Below are 16,180 nucleotides of genomic sequence, written 5' to 3' on the forward strand. Positions count from 1 at the left end.
GCCCGATGCAAATTTCCTCAGGATCGTACAATCATAGCGGCTGTCTGGGCGCTTGTGTCAGGATCGCCACGTTATCCGTTCTGAACACGGCGGCAGCATTTTCCTGCAGCATCTGGTCGGTCAGGCTGTCGGCCAATCCTCCCATCCGCGTCAGATAACCGGCATCGCCATAGCGTTTATAGCTCAGCGCCAGCCGTCGCAGCCAGGTGTTCGGGTCCGAAAGCCGTCCAGATTCCGCAAACTCGATATCCGAGCGGATGCGTGCCGTATCAGTCTGCCGCGCGTATTCCGGCATGTTCCTGAGGACGGCAAGTGCTGCCTCCGCTAGTTCCTTTGCCCTTTCCGGAGCGCAGTAGAATGACAGGCTGCCGATGGCGCGATTGCTATCCGTATCCAGTTCCAACTCGAATTGCAGGGTATAGATACCCGCCAGCCGGTACCGCAGCTCGTTTTTCAATGCCTGCTGCGCGACGGGCGTCAGAGCGGAGACAAGAAAACTTGCCTCCGGCGTCCAGTTCATCGGCGTGAAGAAGGAGAGCTGTACGCGGGCACGATCTTTTCCGGCACCTTCACTTTCCGCAATACGAACACCTTCGGCCTGCAAAAGCGGTTCCGGTGTCAGAGCCACGCCACGCGGCACGGCGCCAATCACACCGGCAAAGGCATCGCGTATGGCGGCATCCGGCGCCGGTCCAACAGCAAACCATGTGACGCGCTGCGACAGCAAAGCCCTGGCCGCTGCCTCGAAATGTTCGGCAGAGACGGATGGGGTAGAGCTAGCCGCGCCTTCGACCTCATCCTTTCCGTACAGAAGCCGGGAATAGCTATCGTCGCGACCATCGAGCGACACTCGGTCCTCCTCGACGGCATTGACGGCTTCTTCCCGAACGGTACCGAAAGCGACATCTCGCGCATAACGCTCGAGCATTTCCGGCAGATTTGCGGGTTTGGCGGCAATGGCGACATCCAGCATGCCGGCCTTGAGCGCATAACTCCAATGCCCGCCGTTCGATTGCGCCGAGTTCCAGACGTCATACTGATCCTGCGTCCAGAAGCGATATCCGCTCTGCGTCCACAGTTGCAGGGCAATCTGTGAGGTGGCGCTGCCGTATTCGGCATTCATGAAACCAACCGCCGATTGCCCGGACAGATAGGTTTTTGCGTCCGGCGTATCCCTGACCAGCCAAACAACCCGGTCGCCATTGGAAAGTGTCCATTCGCGAACCTCGGGTGATGTCCGGTGTTCCTGCGATACAATCGTTCCAGTGCGCGCCACCTGCACATCAGCCGGCCATTGTGGAACGGTTGCGGTTTCGTCTTTCGCGCTTGTCTTCAAGGCCGGCAATTGCGCAAGCACGGCGCGTGCCGACAATTCGTCCCGCATGGCCTCTATTTCGGCGGCCATTGGTGCGCTACGCGTTTTACCGCCCGGCAGCTGGTAGAACACGACCTGATCCGGCGCCGCGAGCATTTCCCGCATCCGTGCCTGCAAACCCTCAAACGTGATGCTGGCCAGAAGTTCCTTCGTGCGTTCCGCCCTTCGCGCCGGATCGTCGAGAACGGACCCCATCAGCACGGCGGAGGTGATGCGATCCTCCCATTCGGCATAGGTTCGCTGGCTGGCGGCTTCTATATTGGCTTCATTCACGCGGCGGGCCGAAGCCATGGCGGCATCGAATGCCTTCTGCGAGATGCCCTCGCGCCGCAAGCGCTCGACCGCTTCCAGCAGGATCGACAGGGCAACATCATGGTCTTGACCCGACGCATTGAAGGCCAGGATCAACCGGCGTTCTGTCGTCTCCTGCGCCACGAAACCGAGGCTTTTGACCGTGTCGGCGTAATGCGGTGACTGCGCCTGAATGGCATCGCGGATCAGCCGGGTGAGCAGATATTTCTGCAGATAGGCAAATTGCCCCTCCTCGCTGCTGCGCTCGGGCATTGCCATGCGGAATGCGTATGTCGTCTGCGATGACGAACCGGCTGGGTCCTGAACCAGACCTGCCGTCAGGCTTTCTTTCAGCGGAAGCTCGACATAAGGGCGGGCCGGCTTTGGCTTTTTGGGCGCATTTCCGAAAAGGCGGCGGATTGCCGCTTCTGCCGAGACGCGGTCTATCCGGCCCGAAACGATCAAGGTCATGTTGGAGGCGGTATAAAATTGTTCGTAGAAGGCGCGGATATCCTCGATCGATGCCGCCTCGATGCCCTCGCGTGTGCCGATCGTCGGTCGATCGACGTAACGCGAGCCAACGCGCAAAACCGCCTTCTTCTGGCGGCTGATCCTATCCGCGGCGCTATCGCCCTGCCGCAACTCCTCCAGAATGACAAAACGCTCCTTTGCCCAATCCTCGGCACGCAGTTCGGCGCCGAACGCCAGGTCCGCCGCCAATGCCAGCGATTGCGAAAGGTCCAGCGCATCGTCGGGTCGGGTGCGGATCATGTATTGCGTTTCGGTCTCGCGCGTTACCGCGTTGACCTGAACACCCTGGCGCCAGCCGATCTCCTGAATGTAGCGATGAATGCTTTGCGGATGCGCGCGGTTTGACTGGAAGACCATGTGCTCCAGCATATGTGCGGCACCGCTCGGCCGATCCTCATCGACCGAACCTGCATGGACGACAAGCCGGATATTGAACGGGTCTTCGGGCTTGCCGCTATCGTGCAGGATATAGTTCAGGCCGTTATCGAGCGTGCCGCGGGTGAGACGAGGATCCCACTGCGCCTCGCCGGCGGTGACCGGCAGGGCGATGGCGACGAACAGCAGGAAGGCGAAAAGGCGGGTCATAACTGGCATGCTTAGAACGTCGCCTTTGCACCGACCCAAAAGGTGCGACCGATTACCCACGGCCTTGTATCCGAGGTTTTGCCGTTGCCGATCTGATCGAAAACGTTCTCGACCCGCACATTGAAGCTCAGGCCGGCATTATCCTTTTTGTAGACCTCATAGCTTGCTGCAAGATCGAAGGTCATAAGCGATTTGAAATCGAAATCTTCGTAAATGGAATGCTGTTTGCCGTCGACCGAGATCGTGTCTTCCGTATCGAGCGCGGCCGTATAAGCCAGATTGTAGTTAGCCGTAACATCCAGTTTCAATGCATCGTCGAGCCAGCTGCTTGATAGCCCCGTCTGAAAACGGACAGGAATATCCATGTTTCCGGTCACAACGCTGAAGCCCGCCTTCGAGTAGGATTGCCCCTTGTAATAGATGTAATCGTCCTCGAACGAATCCTCATAATAGCTGTCGTTGGAAACTTCGCGCTTTGACCATGTCACCGATGCATTGAAGAGCAAGGCATCAAGCCCTGGCAATTCAGGTGCCTTCAACTCTTTTGAATATTCTGCAGACACTGACTGATATGCGCCGGTACCATTGTTGGTCAGCGTGTAGCTGTTGCCTGATTTGTCAGAAGCAAACTGGTCTTTGGAGCGCCGGTCCATGAAGCGCAAACGCCATTGACCTCCCAGAAGCGGTTCAATTCCAGATAAGCCGACAGTGAACTCGTCGGTATAGGGTGTATCAAGACCCGTGGCCGAGCTGGTGAAATAAGTTTCAGCAAGCTCTTTCCAGTTTTCTTCGGCGGGTTTAAGGATGTTGCGGGTGGATGTCACCGGCCGTGGTTGGCGCTCACGGATGGCATAGGCAAGGCTCTGGGCATTATAATAACGGTTGGCCCCTAGTGAGATCGAAAAATCCTGCCATGGCGTAATGGTTGCGACCACACGCGGCGCCAGGTCGACGTTTTTCATGTAATCGTCATAGCTTACCCGCCCGCCAGCCCTAAGGTTGAACCATTCCCAAGTCTGTTCCACTTCGGCATAAGCGCTGAACTGGTTGAGCTTTGCGTCGACGTCAAATGCCTTGTAGACAGTCTTGTTGCTGGCATATTGCTCTTCGTTGCATTCTTCGGTCGTTTTGCAAACGAAACCAGTGACGCCTGCTTCTCCTTTTGAGGTGTAAACACCGTAATAAGTCGCGTCTTCGGGTCGGCGGCGATATGCGTCCGTGTGGACGTATTCGCCACCCAGCTTGAAAGAGCCGTTCCCGACATCGCCGGACAGGTCCTGCGACCATGTCAACTGTTCCTGTCCCTGCTCCTTGTCGCCGGTGGCACCATCATAGCAGATCGTCGTCGTCGTAATTCCGGGAGGAGTACGGCACCAGTCGGAGATACCTGACAATTCTGTAGCTTCAAATAACTTCCGGTTAGACCGGTAAAATGTCTGCTTGTAAGCGCGGGCAACATTGCCGTTCATATCGTTGATATTGTCCGACGTGCCATATCCCAGCTTGGACTCAAGCCTGACGTTCGAAAGCGCCATGCCGGCAAGGTCGAAATCCGAAAATTCATAATCGTGTTGCAGCTTGGTATTCAGTCCCTGCGCGATCTGGTCGATCCGCATGTTGCGCCAGCTCGCGTATTCCCACGCCTGCACGTAATCGGTGTAAACACCTTCCAGCGTGAAATCACCGAGGTCGGTCGTGGCCTTGATTTGCGCCCTGTAGAATTCATTCTGGGCTTCCTCTCCGACGCGCTGACTCTCGCTATACTGATAGTCCTTGTCTTTTTCTGTCACCGCTGTCTGGCAGCTATACTGACCCAAGATCGCGATGTTGTCGGTGATCGGCCCGCTGATGGAAATGGCCTGCCGTCGCTTCAGGTAATCCGGCGTGGCGACACCGGTCGGGTTCAGGCCGCTTTTCGATGCAACATGATATCCGGTCCAGTCGCTGGTGGTGAAGTCGGTACTAACGCTGCCGGTCCAGCGATCGGTAGACACCTGCTGCATTCGATAGGACACCACGCCACCCTGAAAATTGCCGTAAACGGCGGAGGCATTGCTGTCGATAACCGTCACATCCTGCAGGAAATCGGTGGGCACATACACAGACTGTGAATGAAGGCCGAAAAAACGTTCCTGGGCGGGAGGGCTTCCCCTATCGAGGTCATCAAGCTCTGCACCCGTGCCAAATTCTTCGCTGCCTGTCACCGTGTTGATGGCCATGCCTTCAAGAAGAAAATTGTTCTCGTAGACACGCCCGCCGGCAATAGACACTTCACGCGGCTTCAGATCGATCACATCCTGATCCGACACGCCCGCATCGTCGTCGACATCGTTCTGGTACTGCACGTTCGGCAGGTTGCGCAGAATATCATTGGCATCGTTTCCGGCAGAGCGGGCGACGATCTGGCCGGCGGCAATGGTCGTCGTGCCGGTGTCGGAAACGCTGTCGGTGCCGAGGTAAACGCCCTTGTTGGTGCCATCGACGGTGATCGTGCCGAGAACCGTGCTGTCACCGCCATCGACTGCGGTTGCAGCGTCCGCTTCGCCGATCAGCGCAACAGTTTCCGGCCCGGTAACGCGCATACTGATACCAGTGCCGGCAAGCATTGCCCCCAATGCCGCCTCAGGTGCCATCCGGCCGGAAATGGCACTCGATGATTTATTCTGCAAAAGGGCTGCCGGATAACCGACCTGCCAGCCGGTAGCGCGGATGAATGCCTTGATAGCAGCGGTCAGCGGCTGGGCGGGAATAGCAAAGGAAATATCCCGGCGGGCCGTCGCTGCTGGTTTGGCAGTTTGTGCAGACGAAATCCCCGGAGTAACCAGAATGATCGCCGAAGAAGTCAACAAAATCGCAAGCTTCTTGCCAACCTTCGCGCCGTGAGCCCCCGCCCCGCGCTTCAACCCCGCCTGCAATGCCATTCCCATCTCCTGAACGCCCCCTGCCATCCGTCATGGATGGCAGGCATTTATCGTCACCAAGCCGCTGAGCCCCTCGGCTCAACGGTTGCCTGCCGTCATGCAACAGGCCTCAGTAGCGTTCGACGTGCGAGGTCGATCGATCTCACAAAAAAAGTTGAGAATTTAACGAATGATTATGTAACCGCCCGGAAGAACGGTGGTTTTTCCGCCAGCAGCGGCAGCGAGGCCGGCAATGGCGGCCTGGGCGCGGTCGGTGCGATAGTCGCCGCTGACGGTGACATCCAGCAGGCTGCGATTGAGCACCATCACCCTGCCATCGAAGTAACGGCCAACCTCCGCCAGTGCATCGCCCAGCGGTTTTGCGTCGATCACCACCCGCCCCTGTAGCCAACCAAGATCCCGCTCGTCGTCGAATTTTTCGACGGGCGACATCGCATCGCTGGAGGCGACGACCATTTCTCCCGGCACAAGATGGACCAGGGAGATCGACTTCTGCTCATGAACGGCGTCAACCGCACCGCGCTGGAGCAGGACCGTATCGGCATCACCTTGAACCTTGACGACAAAGGCGGTGCCTTTCACCTGAACATCACTGTAATGCCCTGCCACATGAAACTGCCGCGTGGCGTCATGCACGACATCGAACCAGACTTCACCCTCGATCAACCGCACGCCGCGTTTGCTTCCGGCAAAATCCAGATACACGGCGCTATCGGTATTGAGGATCATGCGGGAGCCATCCGGCAGTGTGATCTCGCGACGCTCACCGGCGTCCGTTGTGTAATCCGCCAGCATGCGCGGCATGGATTGCAGGGCGAGATACGTCGCGCCGATGACAACGGCCAGACAGGCAGCGGCGGCCCAGGCCTGCGAACCGATACGGTGTCGCGGCATTTTGCGAGCAGCATCCAGTGGCACGGGCAGGCCGCGCAGGTGGATATCCAGTTCCTGCGCCGCGACGAGCGTTTCCGGTGAGGCCCAGAGCGTCTTGATCTCCTCGAAGGCGGCACGGTGGCTCGGCTCGGCATCCAGCCAGACGTCGAACTCGGCCCTGGCGCCACGATCGACAAAGCCGCCGGCTTCAAGGCGAACCAGCCAGTCCAATGCTTCATCCATTGCCCGGTCCGGATGCCGGTAGGCCTCGTTCAATTCCTGTCCCGCCGTGTTCTCACGCATGGAAAACGCTCACATGCCTATCCATCAGGTGACCATATGAATGATGACGATTGGCCTGCGCCTTTCTCACAAAAAAACAGGTAGGACATTGCAAAAAATCGGGTCGAGCTGAAAAGCGGTCCTGAAACATCATTCTGCATCCATCTTCTTGCGAAGTTCCAATAACAAGGCCATCACCATCTTGATGTCGTTGAAAACGGTATTCGGCGACACCCCCAGATGCGCGGCAATCCGTGGATAGGGCCAGCCCTCGACGCGGCTCAAGACCCAAACTTTCTGGGCGCGAGGCGGCAATGTCCGCAAGGCATCGCCAACCACGCGGAGCTGATCCTTCTGGATGGCGTGATCTTCCGCCGAAGGCTGCGGGTCCGCATAGGTCTGCTCGCCGGTAACGCCTTCATCCAGAGGTTCGGTACCACTGCGCACCTTTTTCCAGCGGATATGATCCAGCGCCAGGTTACGGGCCGTCTGCCATAAAAGAGCCTCCAGATGGCGCGGCTGCGACGTTTCCAGTGCCTTGCGGGTACGAAGATAGGCATCGTGGGTCAATTCTTCGGCGACGGCGACATCGCGAACGATACGCAGAATGAACCTCACCAATGACGGACGCATGCCGGGAAAGATCGCATCGAGCCGCGCGATATCGCGGTCCATGGTCATGCAATGCTTTCTGTGGCGCTGGTCACTGTCAGTCCGAACAAATCTGGAGTTTTATAGTCGTGTTTCGTTATCGTCTCGTCATGGTGTTTTCAATCATCCATCGGGCGATCTGCATGAAACCAAAGACAACCTATGGACGTTGCCGATGCGCATGGGCGTGGCGCCGGTCATAAACGTTATCGATGGTGCCCATGTTGTCGGTTGACAGCGATCGTAGGACATCATATCTCTTAATACGGTTTTACTGCCTTGGAGGAGGCGGTCGTGATTGGGAGGATCGATGATGAAAAAACCGTCCGTTAAGCTGCTTGCCACCATTCTGCTTGGCTCTACCCTGCTATCTCAGCCGGTTTACGCGGCAACACCGCCGACCATGCTCGTGGTCGGCTTTTCCATGAACAACATCCTGACACTGGACCCAGCCGCTATTACCGGCAAGGAGACCGTTCAGGTTCTCGCCAACATATATGATAACCTCGTCTCGCTTAACGCCATCGAGCGCGCCAAGGTGGATCCGCAGCTGGCGGAAAGCTGGACGATCGCTGCCGACAACAGCTCGATCACCTTCAAGCTGCGCGATGGCGCCAAGTTCGCATCCGGCAACCCGGTCACTTCCGAAGATGTGGTCTGGTCGTTCAAGCGCCTGATGAAACTGAACCTTGCGCAGGCTTCGTTCCTGAAGACGCACGGCTTCACCGCCGCGAATGCCGATGCCAGCTTCACTGCTCCCGATGCGCAGACTGTCGTCGTGACGCTGCCGAAGAAGGTCGATCCGCAGATCATCGTTCAGACGCTCGGCATTGTTGGCCCCGGCTCCATTCTTGATAGCAAGACCGTGATGGAGCACGACAAGAACGGCGATCAGGGCGCCGCATGGCTCACCAACAATTCGGCAGGTTCCGGCCCGTTCACGCTCGGCCAGTGGGCTTCCAACGAACGCGTCATTCTTGACCAGAACGCCGAATACTGGGGTGAGAAACCGGCGATGAAGCGCATCATGATGCGCCATCTGGCGGAGTCCCAGAGCCAGAGACTGATGCTCGAAAAGGGTGATATCGACATCGCCTTTTCGATGTCGGCGGCAGACCTGAAAGCGCTGGAAAAAGACGAAAATGTCGAGATCCAGACCAATGGCGGCAGCGGCTTTTATTATCTCGCCGTCTCCATGAAGGACGAGAAATTTCAGAACCCGAAAGTGCGCGAGGCACTTCGTTATCTCATCGACTATCAGGGCTTGAACGACAGCGTTCTCCCCTATTTCGGCACGTTGCGTGATCGCCCGATCGCCAGCGGCATCTTTGGCTCGCTCCCAAATGCCGGTTACAAGCTCGACGTGGAAAAAGCCAAGGCACTTCTGGCTGAAGCCGGTTTCCCCAACGGTTTTTCGACCACGCTGCGCGCCATTTCCGACGTGCCGTTCATGAGTGCCGCGACCGCCATCCAGGCGACCCTTGCACAGGGCGGCATCAAGGCCGAGATCATCACCGGCACTGGTGATCAGATTTACGGCGCCATGCGCGAGCGCAAGTATGAATTGCTTGTCGGCCGCGGCGGCGGTGGCCAGTTGCCACATCCGGACTCGAACCTGCGCGCCACCGTCTACAATCCGGACAATTCGGATGCGGCAAAGCTCACCAATTTCCAGGGCTGGCGCACGTCCTTCTACGACGAGAAGATCAACAAGATGATCGATGATGCTCTCGTTGAAGGCAACAAGGACAAGCAGATCAAGGATTACGAGGCGATCCAGACCTATTACGCCGACATGGTCCCTGCCCTGCAGCCGTTCTCCGAAGTCGTCGACAGCGTCGGCTTCCGCGCCGACGTCAAGGGTCTGCAGCTGAACCCGTCCTGGTCGACGCAGCTGCGCACGGTCACGAAAGAGCGCTAACCGCTCCTTGCCGCGGCGCTGCCTCTCGTCTTTTCGCAGCGCTGCGGCCTCCCACGTCATATTGAGGAGGCTCCATGAAGTCCGAGAGTTTCACCGCCTTTGGGCGGCAGGCCGGAACGATTTTCGTTACCCTTGTCGGCTTGCTGATCCTGACTTTCTGTATCGGGCGCATGATGCCGGTCGACCCCGTTCGCGCCATCATCGGCGAAGAAGCGGATCAGGCGACCTATGAAATGGTGGCGGAGCGTATCGGCGCCAATCTGCCGATCTACCAGCAGTTCTTCCGGTATGTGACCGATCTGCTGCAGGGCGATTTTGGCACCTCGATCCGCACCGGCCAGCCGGTCATCAACGATATTCTGCATGTCATGCCGGCAACCATCGAGCTCGCCACTTTCGCCATCCTCTTCGGCGCCGGTCTCGGCATACCGCTGGGTATCCTGGCGGCGGTGCGCCGCAACAAGCCGATCGACCACGTCATCCGCTTTCTCACCCTGATCGGCCACTCGATGCCGATCTTCTGGACCGGCATGATCGGCCTGATCATTTTCTATGCGGTGCTGGATCTGGTCGGCGGTGGTGGACGCATGTCCGATTTCTACATCGGCCTTGTCCCCGAAACGACCGGCTTCCTTTTGATCGACAGCGTGATCGCCGGTGACTGGGAAGTTTTTTGGGATGCCGTCAACCATCTTCTGCTGCCGGCCAGCATTCTCGGCTACTCGTCGATGGCCTACATCACCCGCATGACCCGCAGCTTCATGCTGGATCAGCTGAACCAGGAATACATCACGACGGCGCGCGTAAAAGGTCTCTCCAAGAGCCGCACCATCTGGCACCATGCATTTGCCAACATCCGCGTTCAGCTGGTGACTATCGTGGCACTCGCCTATGGCAGCCTGCTCGAAGGCGCCGTGCTGATCGAGACCGTGTTCTCGTGGCCGGGCTTTGGCCAGTACATCACCAACAACATGCTGATCGGCGACATGAATGCCGTCATGACCTGCGTGCTGCTGGTGGGCATCATCTTCATCGCGCTCAATCTTCTATCCGACGCACTCTACAAGATTTTTGATCCGAGGACGCGCTGATGGCTATCGAAACGCTCAACACTCAGGAACACGCTATGCCGGCTTCGCTATCGAACCCGAACTCGTCCCTGCGGCGGTTTATGGCGATCATTCGCGAGCTGCTCGGCAATCCCTCTTCGGGTTTCGGCCTTGTCGTCATCACCATCCTGCTTCTGACGGCACTCGTTGCACCGCTGATTGCGCCCTACGAGCCCAATGTGATCAACCTCAACAACGTGCTGCAGCCGCCGAATGCCGCGCACTGGTTCGGCACGGATGAACTCGGCCGCGATATCATGAGCCGCATCATCTACGGCACCCGCATCAGCCTGACGATCATCACCATCGTTTCGGTCATCGTCGGCCCGGTCGGCCTGCTGGTCGGAACGACGGCCGGCTATTTCGGCGGCTGGTACGATACGGTGATGATGCGCATCACCGACATTTTTCTCTCCTTCCCGAGCCTCATCCTGTCGCTGGCCTTTGTTGCCGCACTCGGTGCCGGTCTGGAAAACGCCATCATCGCCATCGGTCTCACCGCCTGGCCGCCGATTGCCCGCCTCGCGCGCGCCGAAACGCTGACCTTCCGCAATGCGGATTATATCTCCGCCTCGTGCATGCAGGGTGCATCCAGCCTGCGCATCATCGTCAAGTCGATCGTGCCGATGTGCATGCCCTCGGTTCTGGTGCGCATCACGCTTTCGATGGCAACGGTCATCCTCACCGCTGCCGGCCTCGGCTTTCTCGGCCTCGGCGCGCAGCCGCCATTGCCGGAATGGGGCGCGATGATTGCCACAGGCCGCCGCTACATGCTCGACAACTGGTGGCTGGTCGCCTTCCCCGGTGGCGCCATCCTCATCGTCAGCCTTGCCTTCAACCTTCTGGGTGATGGCCTGCGCGACGCTCTTGACCCGAAACAGCATTAAGGAGTGACCGCGATGGACAATAACCAGCCTCTCCTGAAAGTCGAAAACCTGCGCGTCAGCTATCGCAGCGGCAAGAGCTACAACACCGTGGTCAAAGGCGTTTCCTTCGATCTCGGTCGCGAGCGCCTCGGCATCGTCGGGGAATCCGGCTCCGGCAAATCCACGATCGGTCGCGCGCTCTTGAAACTGCTGCCGACCGCCAAGATCGAAGCCGACCGCATGGATTTCAGTGGCACGGACCTTCTCGCCGCCAGCGAAAAACAGATGCTGAACATTCGCGGCCGGCGCATTTCGATGATCCTGCAGGACCCGAAATTTTCGCTCAATCCGGTGCACCCGGTCGGCGCCCAGATCGCCGAAGCTTACCGCGTCCATTACAGCGCTTCGACGCAGGTCGCCAAACAGAAGACACTGGACATGCTGGCGGCAGTGCAGATCCGCGATCCCGAACGGGTTTTCGATCTTTATCCGCATGAAGTGTCGGGCGGCATGGGGCAGCGCATCATGATCGCCATGATGCTGATCCCCGAACCGCAGATCATCATCGCCGATGAACCGACCTCGGCGCTCGACGTGACGGTGCGTATGCAGGTGCTCAACATCCTCAACGAGCTCGTCACCAACAAGGGCATCGGGCTGATCATGATCAGCCATGACCTCAATCTGGTTCGCAATTTCTGCGACCGGGTTCTGGTCATGCGCCACGGCGAGGTCGTCGAGGAACGTGCAGCGCCTGACATGCGCAACTGCACACATCCCTACACCAAGGGTCTGCTGGCCGCCCAGCCGCATATCGGCGGCAGCAGAAAGCCTTTGCCCGTGCTCAACCGACAATCGCAGATGCCGTCGCAGGAAACACTGGAGGTGCGCTCATGAGTGCCATCGAAGTTCGCGATCTTTCGATCAGCCTCGGCTACAGCGCCGCCAAGAAACGCATCCTCGGTGATGTCTGTTTTGCAGTCGAAGCCGGTGAGTCTTTCGGATTGGTCGGCGAGTCCGGTTCCGGTAAATCGACCATATTGCGCTGTATCGCGCGATTGCTGAATTCGTGGGACGGCGAAGTGCGGCTGGAAGGCACTTCGATCAACGACATGCCGTTTGCCGATTATTGCCGTGCCGTGCAGATGGTGTTTCAGGACCCATACGGATCGCTGCATCCGCGCCAGTCGATCCGCACTGCGCTGCAGGAGCCGCTGCGCATCCACCGCATGGATAGGCAGGTAGAGCGCATGGAGCGTGCGCTGATCGATGTCGGCCTCAACCCGGATTTTCTGTCGCGTTATCCGCATGAACTGTCGGGTGGCCAACGCCAGCGTGTGGCCATTGCCCGCGCCCTCATTCTCGAACCGCGCATCCTGCTTCTCGATGAACCGACGTCTGCGCTGGACGTATCGGTACAGGCGGAAGTCCTGAACCTGCTGGCGGACCTGCGCGCTAAACGGAACCTCACCTACCTGTTTGTCAGCCACGACCTTGCCGTCATCGATCATATGTGCGAGCGGCTGGCGGTGATGCAACACGGCCGCATCGTCGAGATTATGAGCCGCGATGTGCTGGCGACGGGACAGGCGAAAGACCCTTATGCCCGCGAACTCATTCAGGCCAGCCTGGAATATGATCAGGCAGTTTGAATTCAAAACCGGAGGCCTTTGCGATGACAGTTGAAGCCCCACCCGCCACCTGGGCTCGCCGGGAAAGCCTGAGCTCACAGATCGTGCGCGTGCTTTCCGACCGGATAAAGCAGGATGAATATCCGCGCGGCTCCAAGATGCCGACGGAAAAAGCATTGATGGAGGAACTGGGCGTCAGTCGGACGGTCGTGCGTGAGGCGGTCGCCAACCTGCGCGCCAGCGGGCTGGTGTCGATCCAGCACGGGATCGGCGTTTTTGTTCGCGACGATGCCGGCGTGACACCATTCCGGCTTGGCGATGCCGACCTGATGCAGGCCGGAAACATGGTCAAGGGACTTGAGTTGCGCATCGGCATCGAGTCGGAAGCTGCGGCACTGGCAGCTGAGCGTCGGAATGCGGCCGACCTCAAGGCCATGAAAGCCGCCTGCGACACCATGGAAGACGCGGTAGAGAACGCGACGCGCAATACGCTGGCGGATTTCGAATTTCACTGTGCTGTGGCGGCGGCCAGCCACAACGAGCATTTTTCCGGCATTTTCAACTATCTGGGCGAAACCTTGATGCCACGCATGCGCCGGACCACCCATGCCGTCGATGACAAGACGCTGTCCACTCTTCTTGCCCGCGTAAACAAGGAGCATCTCGCCATTCTGACCGCCATCGAGGCAGGTGATCCCGATGGCGCAAGAGCAGCAATGCGCGCGCATCTGATTGCCAGCAAGGACAGAACGCTCGCAAAAATGCGGCAGGACTGATGATCGACGCGGAGAATATGTGCGGCATCGCCCGCCGTCTTCGCGACCGCAATCATTTCGAATGGAACTTTGATCCTGAATCGCTGGATTTTCAGTCTTGGAAATCAGCAACCTGCGGGAAGGTGCGAGCTGCACTGCATGTCGATCACGTATCGCGGGCAACGTCCTCGGTCATTTCGGAATGGTCTGACGGCGACGCGCTTGGGCAGGAACTGGAACTCGGTTTTTCGAACGGCGAAACGACGCGTGCCTATTTGCTGCGCCCCAAGACTGCCGCGCCGACGGCAGCCGTCCTCCTGTTGCACGATCACGGCTCGTTCTTTTCGATCGGCAAGGAAAAGCTGATCAACCGACCGGATGAAAATCCCCAACTGCTCGCCGATATCGAGCAATGGAGTGCCAAACTCTATGGCGGCCGGTTTGTCGGCAACGAACTCGTTCGCCGCGGCTATACCGTGCTGTGCGCGGATGCGCTCGGCTGGGGCAGTCGCAAGGGTAACGGTTACGAGGCGCAGCAGGCGCTGGCGGCAAACCTGATGCAGTTCGGCATATCCTATGCCTCGGTCATTCTTTCGGAAGATCTCGAGGCGCTTGCCTTCCTTCGCGACCTGCCCGGCATCGACAAATCCCGCATCGCCAGCCTTGGCTACTCGATGGGCGGTTCACGCTCGTGGCAACTGGCCGCTCTTTCGGATGACGTTTCCGTCTGCGTTGCCGGTGGATGGATGGGAACACTGCAGGGACTGATGCAACCGGGAAACAACCAGTGGCGTGGCCAGTCTGCCTTTTCCATGCTGCACCCACAGATCGCCGGAAAGCTGGATTATCCGCATTTTGCCGCGCTTGCCGCACCGAAACCGGCATTGTTCTTCACCGGAGCCGATGACCGGCATTTTCCGGAAAGCGTGGCCACTGAAGCCTACCGGCAGCTTCAGACAATCTGGAATGCTGCTGGCGCACCGAGCCGCCTTGAAACGCGGCTGTGGCCGGGTGGCCATGTGTTCTCGATAGAACAGCAGGACCATGTTTTCGACTGGCTTGCTCAGAACCTTTGAGAGAAGCCCGGCTCTGCGTAAGCCGGGCTTCTGTCTCTAAGCGATCAACCGACCAGATTGGCGTTGATGAAGTCGAAATTGATGTCTTCGCCAAGGCCCGGCTTGTCGGAGATATGCACGAAACCGTCTTCATCCATCGGGTCGACGAGTTCGTTCAGGTATTCGAAACCGTCATCATATTCGAGGAAGGGATGCAGCAGACCACGCTCATACCACTTCGCGTTTTTCACGCAGGCGGCGACGATCAGGTTCGGTGCGCCATTGCCATGAATTTCGCAGTTCATGCCGAAGGATTCGGCCAGATGCATGCATTTCATCGCCGGGCTGATGCCGCCGACATCGTGAACACCGGTGCGGAGAATGTCGCAGGCCTTGGATGTGATCCATTCCGCACGATTGAAATGTTTGCCATGCGCACTTTCAGGGCCTACGACCGGAATGTCGAGGTTTTCCGCAAGCCACGCGTAGGAGGCCGAACTCTGTTCGTCCATCGGCTCTTCGATCCAGGCGAAATCGAGCTTTTCGAGGCCGCGGCCAAGCTCAAGCGCTTCGGTGCGCGTGTACCAGTGGAAGGCGTCGATCATCAGGTGGATATCCGGGCCAACCGCCTCGCGCACGGCCGCGCAGGCCTTCAGGTCCATCTTCACGTCCGGCGCCCAGGAAACCGGCGGCATCCAGGTGTGCAGCTTGATGCCCTTGTAGCCGCGCTTGACCAGCTTTTCGGCAAAACGACCGTAATCCTCCGGCGTTGCCAGGCCGTTTTCCAGTTCGTCGCCGCACATGATCGAGCCATAGGCCGGGATCTTTTCGCGGTAGGTGCCGATCAGCTTGTGGACCGGCGTATTCAGCTTGCGGCCGGCGAGGTCCCAAAGTGCGCAATCGACGATCGCGAGCGTCCGGTCCGTCAGCTGCATGGCGCTGCCGCGCTGCCAATGCGCCAGATCCTGCCACAGACGCTCGCGCGCGAACGGATCTTCGCCGATCAGAACCTTCTTGATGAATTTGTCGACCACATGCGGGCGAACGACTTCCGGCGCGGCAAAACAATATCCTTCGGTGCCATCATCAGCGACGACGGTCAGAAGCGCCAGATTGACCTTGTGCGGTGGACCCGGATGGGCATGACCCGCCGTATCCTGATGTCGCTGCGTTGTATGGGAAAACACCCGCACATTGACGTCTACAATCTTCACAATTTCCTCCTCACTCAGCGCCAGAAACTGCGCCATTTCGATTCTGTCTGTCCCGCTTCGTGTTGTCGACCAGGTCGCCATCAACACGCTCGCTCCCGCGGACGTTTCATGTCATCATAC

Annotated in this window: 12 protein-coding genes; 7 read left to right on the top strand and 5 right to left on the bottom strand. The window is 58.5% G+C overall.

Translation table 11 applies throughout. From position 1 onward, the window contains the following. Positions 1–31: 31 nt before the first annotated feature. The 4 genes from EDF70_RS13055 to EDF70_RS13070 form a co-directional block, all read right to left on the bottom strand. Positions 32–2,782: a pitrilysin family protein gene (locus EDF70_RS13055; RefSeq protein ID WP_165932020.1), complete on the bottom strand. Its 2,751-nt coding sequence runs from the start codon at positions 2,780–2,782 to the stop codon at positions 32–34. 11 nt (positions 2,783–2,793) lie between these two features. Then, the gene (locus EDF70_RS13060; RefSeq protein ID WP_165932021.1) at positions 2,794–5,703 is read right to left on the bottom strand and encodes a hypothetical protein; all 2,910 of its coding nucleotides are present in this window, start codon (positions 5,701–5,703) and stop codon (positions 2,794–2,796) included. A 162-nt stretch (positions 5,704–5,865) separates the two neighbouring features. Beyond that, positions 5,866–6,879 carry a FecR domain-containing protein gene (locus tag EDF70_RS13065; protein WP_132273969.1) on the bottom strand — a complete coding sequence of 338 codons (1,014 nt, stop codon included), beginning with the start codon at positions 6,877–6,879 and terminating at the stop codon, positions 5,866–5,868. A gap of 129 nt (positions 6,880–7,008) precedes the next feature. Continuing rightward, positions 7,009–7,539, bottom strand: a complete 531-nt coding sequence (locus tag EDF70_RS13070; protein ID WP_245519160.1) for a sigma-70 family RNA polymerase sigma factor — start codon at positions 7,537–7,539, stop codon at positions 7,009–7,011. A 283-nt stretch (positions 7,540–7,822) separates the two neighbouring features. Here EDF70_RS13070 and EDF70_RS13075 point away from each other — a divergent pair, with 283 nt between their 5' ends. From EDF70_RS13075 to EDF70_RS13105, 7 genes are all read left to right on the top strand, one after another. Continuing rightward, positions 7,823–9,430 carry an ABC transporter substrate-binding protein gene (locus tag EDF70_RS13075; protein ID WP_132275785.1) on the top strand — a complete coding sequence of 536 codons (1,608 nt, stop codon included), beginning with the start codon at positions 7,823–7,825 and terminating at the stop codon, positions 9,428–9,430. Between the two features lie 74 nt (positions 9,431–9,504). Then, positions 9,505–10,521 (top strand): ABC transporter permease, encoded by a 1,017-nt coding sequence (locus EDF70_RS13080; protein ID WP_132273972.1) that lies wholly within the window; start codon positions 9,505–9,507, stop codon positions 10,519–10,521. Positions 10,522–10,601: 80 nt separating this feature from the next. Continuing rightward, positions 10,602–11,426, top strand: coding sequence for an ABC transporter permease (locus EDF70_RS13085; RefSeq protein ID WP_245519198.1), 825 nt, complete (start codon positions 10,602–10,604; stop codon positions 11,424–11,426). Positions 11,427–11,438: 12 nt separating this feature from the next. Next, a complete protein-coding gene (locus EDF70_RS13090; RefSeq protein ID WP_132273977.1) occupies positions 11,439–12,302 on the top strand; it encodes an ABC transporter ATP-binding protein in 864 nt (287 codons plus the stop codon). Then, entirely contained in the window at positions 12,299–13,057 is a 759-nt protein-coding gene (locus EDF70_RS13095; RefSeq protein WP_132273980.1) for an ABC transporter ATP-binding protein, read from the top strand. The genes EDF70_RS13090 and EDF70_RS13095 overlap by 4 nt, the downstream gene beginning before the upstream one ends. 23 nt (positions 13,058–13,080) lie before the next feature. Next, complete coding sequence (locus EDF70_RS13100; RefSeq protein ID WP_132273982.1) at positions 13,081–13,812, top strand: FadR/GntR family transcriptional regulator; 732 nt, start codon at positions 13,081–13,083, stop codon at positions 13,810–13,812. Beyond that, positions 13,812–14,867, top strand: a complete 1,056-nt coding sequence (locus EDF70_RS13105) for an alpha/beta fold hydrolase (protein ID WP_132273985.1) — start codon at positions 13,812–13,814, stop codon at positions 14,865–14,867. Before EDF70_RS13100 ends, EDF70_RS13105 begins: the two co-directional genes overlap by 1 nt. 44 nt (positions 14,868–14,911) lie before the next feature. Here EDF70_RS13105 and EDF70_RS13110 read toward each other — a convergent pair whose 3' ends face one another. Next, positions 14,912–16,060: a mandelate racemase family protein gene (locus EDF70_RS13110; RefSeq protein ID WP_132273988.1), complete on the bottom strand. Its 1,149-nt coding sequence runs from the start codon at positions 16,058–16,060 to the stop codon at positions 14,912–14,914. Between the last annotated feature and the right edge of the window lie 120 nt (positions 16,061–16,180).

It is taken from the genome of Neorhizobium sp. JUb45 (assembly GCF_004343585.1).
Taxonomy (GTDB): domain Bacteria; phylum Pseudomonadota; class Alphaproteobacteria; order Rhizobiales; family Rhizobiaceae; genus Neorhizobium.